Annotated in this window: 18 protein-coding genes and 1 pseudogene; 6 read left to right on the top strand and 13 right to left on the bottom strand. The window is 34.3% G+C overall.

The window, feature by feature from the left end; genetic code table 11:
• Positions 1 to 73 precede the first annotated feature (73 nt).
• From EKL96_RS10925 to EKL96_RS10970, 10 genes and pseudogenes are all read right to left on the bottom strand, one after another.
• Positions 74 to 1,942: a peptidase M61 gene (locus tag EKL96_RS10925; protein WP_126462098.1), complete on the bottom strand. Its 1,869-nt coding sequence runs from the start codon at positions 1,940 to 1,942 to the stop codon at positions 74 to 76.
• Between the two features lie 55 nt (positions 1,943 to 1,997).
• Positions 1,998 to 2,945 (bottom strand): alpha/beta hydrolase, encoded by a 948-nt coding sequence (locus tag EKL96_RS10930; protein WP_126462101.1) that lies wholly within the window; start codon positions 2,943 to 2,945, stop codon positions 1,998 to 2,000.
• Position 2,946: 1 nt separating this feature from the next.
• Positions 2,947 to 3,291, bottom strand: a complete 345-nt coding sequence (locus tag EKL96_RS10935; RefSeq protein WP_126462104.1) for a hypothetical protein — start codon at positions 3,289 to 3,291, stop codon at positions 2,947 to 2,949.
• Positions 3,292 to 3,353: 62 nt separating this feature from the next.
• Positions 3,354 to 3,632 carry a DUF2805 domain-containing protein gene (locus tag EKL96_RS10940; protein WP_126462107.1) on the bottom strand — a complete coding sequence of 93 codons (279 nt, stop codon included), beginning with the start codon at positions 3,630 to 3,632 and terminating at the stop codon, positions 3,354 to 3,356.
• A gap of 118 nt (positions 3,633 to 3,750) precedes the next feature.
• Entirely contained in the window at positions 3,751 to 4,578 is an 828-nt protein-coding gene (locus EKL96_RS10945) for a sterol desaturase family protein (protein ID WP_126462110.1), read from the bottom strand.
• 45 nt (positions 4,579 to 4,623) lie between these two features.
• Positions 4,624 to 5,232 carry an alpha-ketoglutarate-dependent dioxygenase AlkB family protein gene (locus tag EKL96_RS10950; protein WP_126462113.1) on the bottom strand — a complete coding sequence of 203 codons (609 nt, stop codon included), beginning with the start codon at positions 5,230 to 5,232 and terminating at the stop codon, positions 4,624 to 4,626.
• A gap of 4 nt (positions 5,233 to 5,236) precedes the next feature.
• Positions 5,237 to 5,590, bottom strand: a complete 354-nt coding sequence (locus EKL96_RS10955) for a MauE/DoxX family redox-associated membrane protein (protein WP_126462116.1) — start codon at positions 5,588 to 5,590, stop codon at positions 5,237 to 5,239.
• Positions 5,591 to 5,658: 68 nt separating this feature from the next.
• A complete protein-coding gene (locus EKL96_RS10960) occupies positions 5,659 to 6,555 on the bottom strand; it encodes a DMT family transporter (protein WP_126462119.1) in 897 nt (298 codons plus the stop codon).
• Between the two features lie 112 nt (positions 6,556 to 6,667).
• Positions 6,668 to 6,811, bottom strand: a pseudogene (locus tag EKL96_RS10965) (DUF2721 domain-containing protein); the annotation flags it as partial.
• 99 nt (positions 6,812 to 6,910) lie between these two features.
• A complete protein-coding gene (locus EKL96_RS10970; protein ID WP_126462125.1) occupies positions 6,911 to 7,831 on the bottom strand; it encodes a LysR family transcriptional regulator in 921 nt (306 codons plus the stop codon).
• Between the two features lie 90 nt (positions 7,832 to 7,921).
• Here EKL96_RS10970 and EKL96_RS10975 point away from each other — a divergent pair, with 90 nt between their 5' ends.
• From EKL96_RS10975 to EKL96_RS11000, 6 genes are all read left to right on the top strand, one after another.
• Positions 7,922 to 9,358, top strand: a complete 1,437-nt coding sequence (locus EKL96_RS10975) for an NADP-dependent isocitrate dehydrogenase (RefSeq protein WP_126453535.1) — start codon at positions 7,922 to 7,924, stop codon at positions 9,356 to 9,358.
• 301 nt (positions 9,359 to 9,659) lie between these two features.
• On the top strand, positions 9,660 to 9,962 hold the full coding sequence (locus EKL96_RS10980) for a hypothetical protein (protein WP_126462128.1): 303 nt from the start codon (positions 9,660 to 9,662) through the stop codon (positions 9,960 to 9,962).
• Positions 9,955 to 10,791 (top strand): DUF6671 family protein, encoded by an 837-nt coding sequence (locus EKL96_RS10985; protein WP_126462131.1) that lies wholly within the window; start codon positions 9,955 to 9,957, stop codon positions 10,789 to 10,791. The genes EKL96_RS10980 and EKL96_RS10985 overlap by 8 nt, the downstream gene beginning before the upstream one ends.
• 3 nt (positions 10,792 to 10,794) lie before the next feature.
• Positions 10,795 to 11,754, top strand: coding sequence for an L-threonylcarbamoyladenylate synthase (locus EKL96_RS10990; RefSeq protein WP_126462134.1), 960 nt, complete (start codon positions 10,795 to 10,797; stop codon positions 11,752 to 11,754).
• Positions 11,755 to 11,757: 3 nt separating this feature from the next.
• Positions 11,758 to 13,110, top strand: a complete 1,353-nt coding sequence (locus EKL96_RS10995; protein ID WP_126462137.1) for a dihydroorotase — start codon at positions 11,758 to 11,760, stop codon at positions 13,108 to 13,110.
• A 36-nt stretch (positions 13,111 to 13,146) separates the two neighbouring features.
• Positions 13,147 to 14,112 carry a sodium-dependent bicarbonate transport family permease gene (locus tag EKL96_RS11000; protein ID WP_126462140.1) on the top strand — a complete coding sequence of 322 codons (966 nt, stop codon included), beginning with the start codon at positions 13,147 to 13,149 and terminating at the stop codon, positions 14,110 to 14,112.
• 212 nt (positions 14,113 to 14,324) lie between these two features.
• Here the strand turns inward: EKL96_RS11000 and EKL96_RS11005 are convergent, their stop codons facing one another.
• From EKL96_RS11005 to EKL96_RS11015, 3 genes are all read right to left on the bottom strand, one after another.
• On the bottom strand, positions 14,325 to 14,879 hold the full coding sequence (locus EKL96_RS11005) for an REP-associated tyrosine transposase (RefSeq protein ID WP_126462143.1): 555 nt from the start codon (positions 14,877 to 14,879) through the stop codon (positions 14,325 to 14,327).
• Positions 14,880 to 14,996: 117 nt separating this feature from the next.
• Positions 14,997 to 16,199, bottom strand: coding sequence for a hypothetical protein (locus tag EKL96_RS11010; RefSeq protein WP_126462146.1), 1,203 nt, complete (start codon positions 16,197 to 16,199; stop codon positions 14,997 to 14,999).
• Entirely contained in the window at positions 16,181 to 16,819 is a 639-nt protein-coding gene (locus EKL96_RS11015; RefSeq protein ID WP_126462149.1) for a hypothetical protein, read from the bottom strand. Before EKL96_RS11015 ends, EKL96_RS11010 begins: the two co-directional genes overlap by 19 nt.
• Positions 16,820 to 16,872: the final 53 nt, after the last annotated feature.

A 16,872-nucleotide genomic window follows, 5' to 3' on the forward strand; every position in this document is an offset into this window, starting at 1 on the left:
TAACACATTCAAATTTATCAAAAAAAATCCCAATTTATTTCTAAATTGAGATGTTCCTCATTAAATTATCAATTTAAGCTTTTAACCAGGCTTCTTTTAAAACGGTTTTGGACGTATCAGTGGCTTTAAGAACTTCTTTTTCTTCGTAAGGAAGTGTAACTTTTCCTTTGATTATTTGTTCTTTTCCATCCCGTTTTATCTTAATTGTGATTGTATCGTTCTCTTTCCAGTTTTGACTTTCAGCAATCATTTCATAAATATTGTCTAATGAATAAGGTTTTTCATTTATAGAGATGATGATGTCGCCTCCTTTTAGCTCTAAAGTGGTATAAAAATCGTTTAGTTCTATAGTTGGAATTACGATAATTTCCTTTGTTTGTTGGTTCACGGTTATGTACGGGGATTGTCCTTTTAAGAACACATTACCAGGTACTTTTGCCATAGCTTTTGTGATGCCTACTTTAGCTAAGTACGTTTCATACGGTATTGGTGTTGGTCCGGAAACATAAGTTGTTAAAAAAGTCCCTACTTCAGGGTAGGTAAATGAAGTTATTTTTGCAAAAAGGTCCTTGTCATTAAACGGTTTTGAAGCGCCATATTCATTTGATAACTTTTGCATCAAATCAAGGATTCCTCTTTCTCCGTTGCTTTTTTCTCTGATAATGATATCCAGACACATTCCAATAAGAGCTCCTTTTTCATATACGTTCAAGTATTGGGCTTTGTAAGGTTCAGTCAACACATTTGCGCTCATCGTTGTGAAAGGCATCGTGTCATTCATTGCATTTGCATGTGCAATTTTTTCAGACATACGCGTATAAAATTCCTCTTCTGTAATTAATCCTTGATTAATCTGAAAAAGATTGGCAAAATATTCCGTCACCCCTTCGTACAGCCATAAATGTTCTGACATTTTAGGCGTGTTGTAATCAAAATAGTGAATTTCTTTAGAATGAATGGTTAAAGGAGTTACGATATGAAAAAATTCATGCGAAACTACATCTTTCATTGATTGGACCAATTCTTCTTTTGGCATCATTTCCGGTAAAACCACTGTAGTGGCTGTAGGGTGTTCTAAGGCTCCAAATCCCTTTGCATCAGTATCTTTCATGCTTGATAAATACAACAAGACGGTATATTTTTTGGTAGCGTTTATTTTTCCTAAAAATGTTTTTTGAGCAGTCATCATGGTTTTCATCTGTGGAGTAATACTTTCAGCAGTTACTTTTCCGGTAGGCGAAAAAACACTGATCAATATTTCCATACCGTCTACAGTAAAAGTAGTGTAGTCCGGTTTAGCATACATAATTGGATTTTCAACTAATTGAGCATAACGAGCTGTTGTAAATACATCATTTGTAGTACTTGCGTCTTGATCTGTCATGGAAGTTGCTCCCCAAAGTGTTTCCGGATGGGCTATATTTACCGTATAAGCAAGGTCTTTTTTGTCTTGAAAATAGCCCACAAAACCATGCGTGTTTAGCATGAAATTGACTCCTGCATCTATATTTGTTCCGGCAGGAGAGAAAATATCATTCTTGCCAAAGCCGCTTCCCTTTTCAGTATCAAATGTGTCGTTAACCCAATAGGTTATTTTAGTGACAGTTTTGGCATTCTTGATATTCCAGGTGTTGTCATCCGTTTTGTTAACCGGAAGTATATTGCCCTTATTGTCAAAAGCTTTTAGATCTTCAATGTATTTTCCATAATCATCAATAGAGTAGGTGCCAGGGACAATTTTAGGAATGCTGTAAGTGACTTCATCAGTGCTAATTTTTGGTGCGGTAATCGTAACCATTACTTTGTCTTCTTTAACGTCATTTAAGTTGATTGCTACGTGTACTACATCGGTAATTGATTTTGAAACATTTGCTGAAGTGCCAACAGTTTTACAGCTCCAAAGAAGAGTAGCAAATGCTATTGCAAAAAATATTTTTTTCATTTGTATTGTTTTTTGTTTATTGTATAGGTCTTTTACAAGAGGGAATTGTTACCCCTTATAACGATTTTATAAAGCCAGTTATTGCTGTCACCACTTTTGGAGCAATGGGTAAGTCCGGATTAGAATAGGATTTCATATTTACAGAATCATCTCCATTTATCTCTTTGAAAATATGATTCATTTTCTCGATCAGAACTAGCTTTGCTTCCGGTTTGGCTTTTTTTAACAGTTCTGCTTCAGCAACTGACACCTGTAAATCTGCAGTTCCGTTTAGCAGTAGTACGGGTATTTTTAACTTTGCAATTTCAATTTGCGGATTGTATTTTATCCATGAAATCATATAGGGCTGGATGCTTGCTCTAAAAAGGGAAGCTAACATGGGGTTTTTTAACTCGAAAGTTTCTCCGTTTTTAAGAATGTCCAGGTTTTTCTGAACTTCTTCTTTGAGGTAAGGGGCTTGCTTTGCTATTTGTTCCACCAGAACGGCATCAATGGTTCTTCCGGCTCCAGCTAATGAAATAAAAGCATCCGCTTTGCCATTGGCAGCAATCATTCCTATTAAGGAACCTTCGCTGTGTCCGGCAATTATTATTTTGTTGTACTTTTTTTGATTTTTAAAAAACAGCAAAACGGTGGTTGCGTCAGTGATGAAATCATCAAAAGTAAGGGTAGCTTCATTTACCGTTCCACTCTTCATTTGAGCAAGGATTCTTTTATCATAGCTAAAGACGGCAATATCATTTTTAGTTAATTCTTCGGATAAATATTTCAGGGAATTATTGGGGAGTCCTTTTTGATTGCCGTCCCTGTCTGTAGGGCCTGAACCTGCAATAAGGATGACAAGATTCGTCTTTTTGTTTTGTTTTAAAGGAGAGTACAACGACCCATTTAACAATGGATTTATAGTAACTTCATCCTTATTAAAAGATTGAATTGCTGTTTTTGTTTGTGAATGGCAGAGTATTGAACACGAGATCAGGAGTACGAGTAGTAATTTTTTCATTTTATTTCGCATTTAATTCGTTTATTGTTTCTTCCGGATTTTCGACTTCAATAATTAGTTTATTGTAATAGGAATCTTTGAGTTCAACAATAATTGCATTTTTTTTATTGCAAACGTCCCAAAAGTTGCGTTTTCCTTTTTTGATATAAGTGCCAGCAGTTATAACCCATGGTAATTGGGTGCCTGGCATTTTCCAGCCGATCCAAAATGTAAATTCATCGTTGCTTTGATACGCTCGGATTATTTTATCTTTCGGTACACGAATCTTATTTTCGAAAGCCCAAAATGTATGACTTCCTAGAATATCAAAAATAAATTCGTTTTCGTTTGATGTTACTGAAACCATAAATGTATGAGTTGAGACTGCTGTTTTAAAACAGAAAACTCCCGAATATCAGGAGTTTTATTTTAATCTAGTTTGTTTTTTATGTAATATTTACCGTCTAAGTCTTCGTCAAAATCATCCACTTTTATGGGTTTTGGTTTTGGTTTATTTGCGGTAGCTTTCTTTTTCCACATTTCAAATTTTTCTGCCGGCATCTTCTTCTTCATTATCTCTAGGATCTCTTTTTCGGCCAAACCAAATTCTTTTTTAATGATTTCAAAAGGATTTTTTTCTTCTAAAGCCATTGTAACAAGTTTTTCTGTTTGCTCCCAGTTCAATTCTTTGCGGTTACTCTTTTTCATCACGTGAAAATTAATTCAAATAGGTGTTAATGATTATTAAATTAAATTTTTTAATTTCATTCAATATTAAGAAAAATTATAATTACTTTTTCTCAAAAGATGATTTTTTTTAATTTTTTTAATTTTTTTTCTTTAATGGCTGTTTTTGAAACGGTATTTTCAATAAATTTTTTAATGCATTGTGTTCCTCAGGATTAGGATGGGTATCAATTCCGTAAATAATTTCTTCTTTTGGAAGTGTCATAAATGTGCCAAATAACCGATCCCAGATTGAAAATATATTGCCATAATTACTATCGGTATAGGGCAAAACATGATGGTGGTGTACTTTGTGCATGTCTGGCGATACGATAAAATAGCTCATAATAGTATCTATTTTTTTAGGAAGTGAAATGTTAGCATGATTGAATTGCGTTGCTACTACAGATAATGTTTGGTATAGAAAAACCATCCACATGGGGCTTCCAATGATTAAAACACCCAAAGCGGTAAATGTAAATCGGATCACACTTTCTCCCGGATGGTGTCTATTGGCGGTTGTGGTGTCAATCCAGGTGTCTGTATGATGAATCAAATGAAAACGCCACAGGAACTTGGTTTTATGTTCGACTAGATGCACCAGATAAGCGCCTATTAAATCCAATAAAAGCAATCCAATAAGGGCGTAAAGCCATAGCGGCATTTCAGGAAGCCATTGTAAAATTCCAAAATTTGTAGCAATTGTCCAGTCAGCCGCTTTTAATAAAATAAAAGCTAGGCAAAAATTGACAGCAATAGTCGTGAAGGTCATAAAAATATTGATGCCGGCGTGATGCCATTTTTTATAGGTGAAGTTAAAAAGCGGAAAAGCATTTTCGATCAGCCAGAAAAAAGTGATTCCGCCCACAAGAATTAAACTTCGGTGTGACGATGGAATGGTAGAAAAATAAGTAATGATATCATTCATAATTCAGATATTTATTCCAAATTTAATAATTTTTCATGAAAGTAATTATTTGATTACCCGGAAAGTGCCATTTATTCTGGGGCCAATAGGTTTTGTGGTTTTTGGAATCTGGTGTTTCCAGAAATGTTGTGTCGTTCCTTTCATCAGCAACAAACTTCCATGTTCCAGTAGGATAGTTTTTTTTAGGTCTTTATCTAAATTATGTTTGAGCTGAAAGGTTCGTTGGGCACCAAAACTCAACGACGCAATTATGGGATTGATTCCTAATTCTTTTTCGTTGTCAGCATGCCAGCCGTTGCTGTCTTTTCCGTCGCGATATTGGTTGAGTAAGACGGTTGTAAAAGTAGTATCAGCACTTTTTTCGACTTGAGATTTTAGCTTTTGCAAAAGCAAATTCCAAGGATGTGGCTGCATCGTTATATTCGAATACGAGTAAGGTTTTCCTTCGTTTCCAAATAAAGCCGTCAAACGAGGCTGCGGATGAATTTTCCCGTATACACGAATATCGTCTTGTTGCCAAGGGATATCTTGCATTAATTCGGCAAAAATAATATCGGCTTGTTCTTGGTCAAAAAAATGAGGATAGTAGATGATCTCCGCATCTGGCAAGTCAATAAATACAGGTTCTGATGTGGATTCGAAAAGTGATTTCACGAGATTAAGTATATTGGTACGCCCAGTAAATTAAAAATAATTGCAGCGGCATTCGCAATAGTAAGGCCCATTTTGGCAGACCCATTCTTGCTTTTTCATCAAAATACATATACAAATGTGTTGGAAAAATAGCAATCAACAAAGCGATCACCCCCCAAGCGGCATAGTTGGAAAGTAACGGAATACAAAGCGAAATTCCCAGAAATATTTCTGCTAAACCACTGATGTAATTTAATAATTTTGGATTTGGAAAGTACGAAGGAATGATTTTCAAGTACAGTCTGGGATTCCTGAAATGGTTTAATCCTGCGATAAAGTAGACGAAAGCCATCACATATAAATGCCAAGGTAAATTCATAGTAAAGTTATTTAATACGAATTTATAAAAATTTTATTAAAATCAGTGCAAATGGATTGAAACTGCAATTAGGAGGTTCGCTTCAGGTTTACATTCATTATGATAATTGCTAAAATAATTAAAATAATGCCAAGCCATTGGATCAGGTTTACCTGCTCATTCAATAAGAGATATGCCATAAGTACCGATACGGGAAGTTCCAGTGCCGAAACAATACTTCCCAGTCCGATTCCAGTCAGCGGAAAACCGGCATTCAACAATAAAGGTGGAATTATGGTTCCGAAAAGGGCTAAAATGATTCCCCATTTCATGAAAATTTCAAAGTTAAAAGGAGTAGTTTGTGTTGAGATTGCAAAAAAGGTCACGATGACAGCACCTCCCAACAACATGAATAAACTGCGTTGTGCCGAGGAAATATGAGTTGCCACACGATTAGCGGTAAACATAGTTGTAGTAAAAGAAGCTGCTGCTAAAAGCCCTAAAGCTATACCGCGCCAGTCTAAAACGATACTATTCTCGAAGACATTGGTAGCAAGGATAGTTCCGGTTAAGACAATAAATACGGAAACTATTTTTTGAGTAGAAGGAATTTTTTTTTCTAAAATCATTTCGAATAAAACACCCATCCAGACGGTTTGCATCAATAAAACAATCGCAATAGAAACAGGAATGTATTTTACTGCCAAATAATAAAAGATACTCGTAAATCCTAAAGAAGTTCCGGCAAGCATCAGCTGAGTGATGTTTTTTTGGGATGCTTTTATAACGGTTTTTCCTTTCTTAGCTTTTTGAAACATATTGATCAGCAGCATTCCCATGATTCCATATACAAATTGGGCAACGGTAACTTCGGGAGTGGTGTAGCCTTGACCGTAGGCTATCTTTACAAAAGTAGCCAGCATTCCGTAACTCGTTGCACCGAGACCAACTAAGAAAACTCCTTTTAAGATACTATTTTTTATCATTTTTTTAATTTTAAAAAGCGGGCAAAGATAGGGTTTAGTTCCTAGTTATAAGGTGTGAATTGGTAGATAATATCAGAGTCAACCATAAATTCAGGTTTTTGATTTCCAATTAAATTACATCATTTTGCTTTTCGTGGTAGGTTTTTTTTAATCCTCTTATGATTGCAGCATTAGCCAAAAACCGGTTGGTATACGCCAATAAAATCAACGAAGTTGCGCTAAAAAGTAATGCTGGAGTTTCTATTTGTAAAATCATAATTTAATAGAATCATTTTAAAGGCAAAGATCGCTAATCTTTTGATGCATTTTAGTATTGCAATGAATAAGAGGAGTTTTCCTTTACTGACTTAAATTTTTAAAGTGTAATCCAGTTAAAGGTTTGTTCGATGATTCTAGTTTTTTCTTCTTGAATAAATTTTAAATAGGCATCGGCTACAGGTGAAAACTTTTTGCCTTTTAACCAAATTAAATTCCAGTTGGATTGAATAGGCAAGCCTTTTACCGGAATAATTTGTAGGTCTCTATTATTAAGTTCGTTTTTTATACCAATTAAAGGCATGATCGAGCATCCGAGTCCAGCCAGTACAGCTTGTTTTACCGCTTCATTTCCGGTCAGCACCATTTTTTTTGAAACTGTTAATTGATTCTGTTCTATAAATTTTTCCATCACATATCTTGTTCCTGATCCTTGCTCGCGATAGATGATGGGTAAGGTTTCTATGATTTTTTTTTCTTGAATTCCTTTTCCCATTTTTTGATCACTATTAGCAACTAGGAAAAGGGAATTAGGCATAAGCTCCACTTTCTCGATTTGCAGGGTTTCTGGTAACACGGAAACCAGAGAAAAATCTACTTCATTTCTTTCTAAGTTTTTCAACACTTTAGTTTTATTGGTCACATCCAGAATCAATTCGACACCTTGATTTTGTTTCAAAAAATCAGATAAAAAATAGGGAATTACATATTTCCCGGTTGATACGACAGAAATTTTTAATCGTCCTGTCAGTTGTCCCTTGAATGCCATTGTTTTATAATTGATTGCATGCACTTCATTTAGAATTTTTTCTGCAGCCATGGCGATTTCTTTGCCAAAATCAGTAACAAACAGCTTTCTTCCGATTACTTCTGTTAACGGTACATCAAATTGATCTTGAAAATTTTTTAATTGAATGGATACTGCGGGTTGTGTAAGGTGCAGTTCCATTGCGGCTTTAGTGATGCTTTTATTTTGGGTAATTTTTAAAAAGACATGCAGCTGGTGTAGTGTATAATTCATAAATAATTTTTATGTTTTGTATTACAAATATAAATAAAAATATATGGATAGCCGGTTTTACTTTTGTAAAAAAAAAATAAACAAAAAGATATGCAAAGAATAACAATAGCAAAAGGAGACGGAATAGGACCTGAAATAATGGATGCTACTTTGAAAATTATTAAGGCAGCGGGCGCACAAATCGAATTCGATGAAATTGAAGTAGGTGAAAAAGTGTATTTAAAAGGCAATACCTCCGGAATTGAAAAGTCATCTTGGGATTCTATAATAAACAATAGAATATTTCTCAAAGCTCCAATTACTACTCCGCAAGGTGGTGGTTATAAAAGCTTGAATGTTACCACTAGAAAATTCTTAGGATTATATTCTAATGTTAGACCATGTATGAGTTTGCACCCTTTTGTGGAAACAAAACATCCAAAAATGGATATTGTCATTGTTCGTGAAAATGAAGAAGATTTATATGCGGGAATAGAACATCAGCAAACGGATGAAGTTGTGCAGTGTTTGAAAATCATTAGTCGTCCAGGCTGTGAAAAAATTGTCCGCTATGCTTTTGAATATGCCAAACAGTATGGAAGAAAGAAGGTAACTTGTTTCACAAAAGACAACATCATGAAGCAGACGGACGGATTATTCCATGAAGTGTTTGATGAGTTAGCGAGAGAGTATCCTGAAATTGAAAACGAGCACTGGATTATAGATATTGGTGCTGCAAAAATGAGCGATACACCAGAGAATTTTGATGTTATTGTAACCTTAAATTTATACGGTGACGTGATTTCTGATATCGCTGCACAAATTGCCGGTTCTGTGGGGCTGGCAGGCTCAGCAAATATTGGAGAAGAATGTGCAATGTTTGAAGCAATTCACGGATCTGCACCCAGAAGAGCCGGACAAAATGTTGCGAATCCGTCGGGATTATTACAAGGAGCAGTAATGATGCTGAATCATATTGGGCAAAACGAAGTGGCTAGTAAAGTACAAAATGCATGGCTGAAAACGCTTGAAGACGGAATACATACCTATGATATCTTCAAAGAAGGCGTAAGCACTGCAAAAGTAGGGACTTCAGAATTTGCCGACGCAGTAATCCTAAATTTAGGGCAAAAACCAAAACAGCTTCCTGCTGTAGATTATAAAAATGTTCAAGCCTTAGATCTCCCGAAATATAAGAGAAGACCAGCTGCAAAAAAAGAATTGGTAGGTCACGATGTATTTGTGCATTGGAATGGAACCGATCCTAATTCGCTAGCCGAAATTCTAAAAAATATAGGGACTGAAAATCTAAAACTGAATATGATTTCCAATAGAGGAATCAAAGTTTGGCCCGAAGGATTTAAACAAACCTTTTGTACAGATCACTGGAGATGCCGTTTCAAAGCTGAGGATGGAGTACTAGTTAACAAAGAGGAGATCATTGGATTATTGCAGCAATGCATCGACCATAATATCGATAGCATCAAAACTGAAAATTTATATAAATTTGACGGGAAAATGGCTTTTTCATTGGGTCAAGGACAGTAAGAAATGCGTTAACTTCTCCTTTATTTAATTGGTACTCTTTCACTAAATGTGCTGTTTCCTTTAAAGAATTTAATAAGGTGAGTTATTCCTAACACGCTCCATTAAGTAGTAAAAAAAATTAGTCCCTATGAAAAATAAAAATAAAAAAATTAGTTTGGTCTTTGGAATAGTTTGGTTGATTGGTGGAATACTATTGACAATCGTAGCACCTAATAACTTATTTTTCACACTGTTTCTAGGTTTGGGAATATTTTTCACGATCTACACATTACAAAAAAATAAAATTTCATTATAAAGTATTATGGAAAAAGAATATCAATTTAAGCTAGTTGAAGGTCAGTTTGCACCATCAGAAGCAGGAAAAGTACTGTTTTCGTTAATCAACAATAAGATTAATTATCATAATTTAGAAAAATTTAGCAATCAAATTCGATTTGATGAAGACTGTTCGCATTCAAAAATAAGGCTTGAAACTCTTTTAGAAGCCTCTGAATACATCAAGGAACTCATCAAAGAAGCGTCGTCAAAGGATTTGGAACTGAAAATTGACAGTGTAATTCAAATTGTACTGTGTCCTAAAGTAAAAACTGAATTGAATGTTTGAGGGTAGACAATTACTCATTGCCACCAAGCATCACAAAGAAAAAGTGATTGCTCCAATTTTTGAAAAAGGATTAGGTGTTCACTGTTTTGTTCCTGAAAGTTATGATTCGGATATTTTCGGCACTTTTTCAGGTGAAGTGGAGCGGAAAAATACGGCAGTTGAAACCGTCAGGGCTAAATGTTTGGCGGCAATGGAAGAATTTGACTGCGATTTGGCTATTGCCAGCGAAGGCTCTTTTGGTTCACATCCTTCTATCTTTTTTGCCCAGGCCGATGATGAGTTTTTAATTTTTATCGATAAAAAAAACGACTTAGAAATCATTGCCAGAGAACTCAGTTTGGAGACTAATTTTTATGGAGAAAATATTTCTAGTAAAGAAATGCTCTTGGATTTTGCAAATAAGATTCAATTTCCTGCCCATGCCATAATTTTGCGAAGCAAGCCTGATGATCTAACAACACTAGTTAAAGGGATTACCACAAAAGGTGAATTGGAAGATACTTTTCAGCACCTTGTGAACAAATATGGGAGTGTTTATGCTGAAACTGATATGCGTGCGCTGTACAACCCCACTCGTATGGGTGTGATAAAAGTAGCGGCGCAAAAATTATTGGAAACTATAAAAACGGAATGCCCAAGCTGTAAAGCACCGGGTTTTTGTGTGATAGATGCGAAACAGGGCTTGCCTTGTTCATGGTGTTCAGCGCCCACACGATCTACCTTGAGTTTTATTTATAGTTGTAAAAAGTGTTGTTTTAGTTCCGAAAAAATGTATCCCCATCAAAAAATAACCGAAGAACCAGGATTCTGCGATTCCTGTAATCCATAAGATATGAGTGTAATCAGTAGTTCGATTCCAAAAGCTGTTGCGCTTTTAAATCAGGAGCAAACCATAGGAATTCCTACCGAAACGGTTTATGGTTTAGCCGCCAATATTTACAGCTCAAAGGCGGTAGAGCGTATATTTTCGATTAAAAAACGTCCGTTTTTTAATCCGTTAATTGTTCATATAAAATCGGCAACTGTCCTTTCTGAAATAGCGAGAGACATTCCTGAAAAAGCGAACTTGTTAGCAAAAGCTTTCTGGCCGGGACCTTTAACTTTGGTTTTAAAAAAGCAAATTTCCATTCCGGATTTGGTTACCGGTGGTAAAGATACCGTAGCGATCAGAGTTCCAAATCACCCAGTAGCCTTAGCCCTGCTGAATCAGTTAGCCTATCCTCTAGCGGCTCCGAGTGCTAATCCGTTTGGCTCTCTTAGTCCCACTACAGCAATACATGTTGCTGACTATTTTGAAGAGGTGTTACCAATGGTTTTGGATGGTGGAGCTTGTCAAAGGGGAATAGAGTCAACGATCATCGGATTTGAAAATGGGGAGCCTATTTTATATCGCTTGGGTTCTTTGGCTGTAGAGGATATTGAAGCAATTGTTGGGCCGGTAAAAATGATTACCCATGATGATATTGCTCCAGCGGCACCAGGTATGTTTTCTAAGCACTATGCGCCTTCGACGACGACTTTTTTGACAGCTGATGTGACGGAGAAGCTAAAAATGTTTCCGGATCAAAAAATTGGAGTTTTAGTATTCCAAAAAGGGATTGATGATCCAAAAATTGTACAACAGGAAATTCTATCGACAACAGGCAATTTAGCAGAAGCCGCATCGCAATTGTATGCTGCCTTGCATAGATTAGATAAGTGCCATCTCGACTGCATTATAGCGGAACGATTTCCAGATGTGGGTTTAGGCAAAACGATAAACGATCGTTTAAAAAGAGCCACCAAAAAATAAAATATGGATACCATCATAAGAAATGCAAAAGTGGTCAATGAAGGACAAATACTTAATTTAGATCTTCTGATTTCAGGAGAAAGAATTGAAAAGATAGCACCATCAATTGGACTAAATCCTGCAAAAAAATATATCGAAATTGATGCAACAGGACTTTATCTGCTTCCGGGTGTAATTGATGATCAGGTTCATTTTAGAGATCCGGGACTAACACATAAAGGCACTATTTTTTCAGAGTCGGTTGCCGCTGTGGCTGGCGGCATCACCTCCTTTATGGATATGCCCAACACGATTCCCAATACGCTGACTCAAGAGTTATTAGAAGAAAAATACAAGATGGCGGCGGAAAAATCAATTGCTAATTATTCGTTTTTTATGGGGATTTCAAAAAACAACTTGGAAGAAGCTTTAAAAACAAATGCCGAAAATGTATGTGGAATTACGGATGATGGGCTTTATTTTAATAATGACGAGGGAATTTTAGCCAACTATCCAGAATTTTTGGAGCAACTTTTTTCAAGAACCGATACCTTGGTAGCTTTGCACAGCGAAGATGATTCACTGATAAAAAAGAATACGGAGGATTATAAACTAATTTACGGAACTGAAATTCCTTTTTTTTATCATTCTCTTATTCGGGATGAGGAAGTTTGCCTAAAAGCAACTGAACGAGTATTGAAAATTGCTAAAAAACACCAAACACGCTTGCATCTCTTTCATATTTCAACTTTGGCGGAAGCCAAATTATTTGATAATCATACACCGATCAGAGAAAAACGAATCACAGCCGAGGCATGTGTACATCATCTTTGGTTTTCGGATGCCGATTATGAAAGACTGGGCTCCAAGATCAAATGGAATCCCTCCATAAAAACAGAGCAAGATAGAAAAGGTTTACTGCAGTATTTGCTCAATAATTCAATAGATATTATTGCAACGGATCATGCTCCTCATACTGTTGCCGAAAAAGCAGGGAATTATTTTCAGGCGCATTCCGGCGGACCATTAGTACAACATGCTCTTTTAGCAATGTTAGAATTATTTCATCGTGATGAAATTCCGTTGGAGAAAGTAGTGGAGAAAATGAGCCATAATGTAGCCGAAATTTACAGAATAAAAGAACGAGGCTATATACGAGAGGGCTATTTTGCCGATTTAGTTTTAGTTGATTTAAATAAAAAACAGGAAGTAACTCCAGACTCTCTTTTATATAAATGCAAATGGTCTCCTTTTGTAGGACAGGTTTTTAAAAGCAGCATCAGTTCAACTTTTGTAAATGGAAATTTGGTGTATGAAAAAGGACTTGTGAAGACAGATATAAAAGGAAAAAGATTGCGATTTGAAAAGATAAGATAATCAAAATGTATAAAATAATTTTAAAATAATTAAAATATGAATCTTAGTTTATTACTGGATAATTTAACTAATCCTGCCTTGTTGTTTTTTGTGTTGGGAATTATAGCCGTCTATGTCAAAAGTGATTTAGAAATTCCGGAGAATACCTCTAAATTTATATCGCTGTACCTTCTTTTTTCGATTGGTTTTAAAGGTGGACAGGAATTAGCTCACAGTCACTTTACTCTAGACATACTTTGGTCGATCGTTTTTGGAGTATCGATTGCGGTATTAATTCCATTATATACTTTTTTTATTTTAAAGAAAAAGTTTAGCATTGAGAATTCGGGCGCCATTGCTGCAGCTTATGGATCCGTGAGTGCAGTTACCTTTGTAACGGCCATCTCTTTTTTAGAAATTCAAAATTACAATTTTAGCGGCCACATGGTTGCTGTTATGGCGCTGATGGAAGCTCCTGCAATCATTATCGGAGTGATTTTAATCCGATTATTTAGTAAGGAAAAAGTTCAAAAAACGAAGATGACCACGATTATCAAACATTCATTTACTAATGGAAGCGTGCTCTTGATTCTAGGTAGTTTGGTTATTGGGTTTTTGGCCAGTGAGCAACAGGCTTTAGGAATTAAGCCGTTTACTACTGATATTTTCAAAGGGTTTTTGGCTTTATTTTTACTGGACATGGGAATTGTTAGTGGACGAAAATTAAATGATTTTTTCAAAAGTGGCTGGTTTAGCGTCTTTTTTGCTATTGTTTTCCCATTGATCAACGGGTGTATTGTGGCTTTCTTAAGTCAATTCGTTACCGATGATGTTGGGAATCGTTTTATTTTTGCTGTCTTAGCGGCCAGTGCTTCTTATATTGCGGTTCCGGCAGCAATGAAAATAGCCGTTCCAAAGGCGAATCCAGGAATATTTTTACCCATGGCTTTGGCAGTAACGTTTCCTTTTAACATTACTTTTGGGATGCCCATTTATTTTTCAATTGTATTGTGTCACCTTTAGACAGTTGCTTTGACCAATGTAGTAGCACTTATTAATTGTTTCAAAAACTATTGGTAATAACATGAATGTTCTTTACAGAGAATCGTTAGCGCAGTTTTGCAAACTGTGCCCATTTCAATTGGCAACTAAATTAAATTTAATAAATCCAATCGCTATTATTTACAGAGAATCGTTAGCGCAGTTTTGCAAACTGTGCCCATTTCAATTGGCAACTAAAATAAATCTAATAAAATCACCTCTAATTCATTTTCTAATGCAGCATAATTTCTTGCAGAACTGAAATAATAATCTTCCGGCATCGTTACAATTTTTTCATTTACAGGATTGTTGTGTATGTAATCCATTTTTTGTCTAATAAATTTATTACTGTAAATATGTTCTGCATGATAGCCATTTTGCCAAACTTTGTATTGTTGTTCTTGTTTTAAATGCTGACAAGCTTTTTTAAAATAATCCAACATCCATTCTCTCCTGCTTTCCGGTTCTTCAATAACAGTCTGAATAATTTTTTTAGATGTATATTTTTTAAAATCACGCATCACATCGGATAATATAAAACCGTTTGTTGCTTTGCAAAGCAGATGAATATGGCTGTGCATAATACAATATCCATAAATTTCTAAGCCCTTTTGATCTTGACAATAGTGTAACGCTTGTATAATAATTTGTTTTTGATTTAATCGTGTAAAAATATCTACCCAACCCATTGTAGTTATCGTAATAAAATAAGCGTCTTCAGTTGTTGTGGCTTTATACTTTGTCGACATTTTTTGTGTTATTTGTATTGTTTGCTCACTATTGTGGTATATCGGCGCGATCGGGTCCGTTCAACCGGAGTTTCATTGTTCGTGCTGCGCACGCAACGAAGCTGTTGAGTGCAGTGCTTATTTTTGCACTAATTTTCTTCTTTTCACTAAATTTAAAATTATACTTTTTAAATAGTTTATCAGAATGTAATAAAACAAAAACGGAATAAAAAAGTGAAATATATTTTTTATATTAAATTCAACTATATTATTGATGACGTTTTTAATATATATTACAAAATCATAAGGAAAAGTGAGTAAATCAAGACCGTAATTTTTTATAGAAAAATAAAGAAAAATGAATACAAATGATTGATTAACAAAAGCATATAGAATTAAAAAAATGTTTTTAACTGAATAAATAAATGTAGTTTTTTTAAAAAAAGACAATATAAAATCTTTTAAAAGAAGTAAACTGTTTTTAGATAAGTTGGGATAATTTAAACCATCAGACAAAACCCAATAACCATCATTTCTTAAAAACGGGTTTAAATTCCATAGTGAATGAAAAAAAAGAAATATACCAATGATTACAAACATTTCAATATTTGCAACTAACCCGAAAACAATGTAAAGACAAGACATTATAGATTCAAAATAAATACCAGAAAGATTTACAATAATTCGTTTGAATCTTGATAATTTCCAAATATCAGAAACATCTGCAAAATATACAGGTGTAAAAAGATAAAATCCGCCACCAATTCCGCCATGTTTTGCTCCAAAATATTTTGCGGAACTTGCATGACCAAATTCATGAAATGTTACGCTAATAAAGCCTAGTAAACCAAAGTACAACCAATTAATTTGCGTTAAATCGTAAGAAATTAAAGTGTTGTAATATTGAAAAGTTATAATTGATAAAAAAATAAGAATTAATCCTAAAAACGAATACATTAGTTGAGGAACAAAAAGAAATTTTAAATAAGGTGTTATTAAATCCACAACTTTTGCTGGTAAAACAATAAAACTCAATTTTAAATAACTTGGTTTGCCAATTGGCTGAACATCAATATCTTTGTTTTCGATTATGCCATATTTGGCTAAATTTTTAAAATAAAAATCTTCTAAAAAATCAATATCAACTTCACTATCATTTACTAAATTCTTTATGTTTTCTAAAGTGTTTGTACCATTTGCTAATAAAAGTAAATCGTGACTTTCTTGAGAAAGTTTTAATCTATAATCAAATTTTGTTTGATGAATGTAATAACTTTCTTGATCAAACTTTGAAATTGATAAATCAATTGAACAAACAGGAATTAGTTTTGATTTTTCCATATATAAAGGCTTCTTAATGCTGAAATAGTTGTAAATAATCTATTAAATTCATGTGAACAAACACCAATTCCAAAAGTTTGTACTTCATAATTTTCATTAATTGGATTTATCTCATTAGGTCTTGGAATACACAAACTGTTACTTTCTTGCCACGAACCATCTTCAAACTGATTGTTAATCAAATAATCAGCAATTTTTGAATTTAATTCTTTGTAGGATTTATTAAAGGTTAAAATTTCTAATGCTAAAGCCGTGAAAAATAAATTTATACCATAAGTATCTTTGTAAAAACCATTTTCTACCTTAAGCGAAATAAAATTTTGAATTTGCTCCATTTCATTTTTTAAGTTCAATTTTTGATAACTCAAAAACAAATAATACAAAGTATAAATGTTATCCGACCACCAATAAGCACTAATGTTTTCTAAATTTAATTGTTTGAAATTTTCTAAAAGTTTGTTTTTGATGTTAGGAAATTTATCAGAAATTACTAAAAAATATAAACTAACTGCACTTACACAGTGATGATTTGCACACCAACCATCTACATTTTCTATATTTTTGTCTGCAAGAGCATTTATTAAAAAATCAGGGTCTGGATATGCAAATAAAAACTGCACATTAAGTTAAGCTACATTTTTGTAATTAATTTGATTGTTAAATTCTTCAATAG

The organism is Flavobacterium sp. LS1R10, from assembly GCF_003968825.1.
GTDB lineage: Bacteria > Bacteroidota > Bacteroidia > Flavobacteriales > Flavobacteriaceae > Flavobacterium.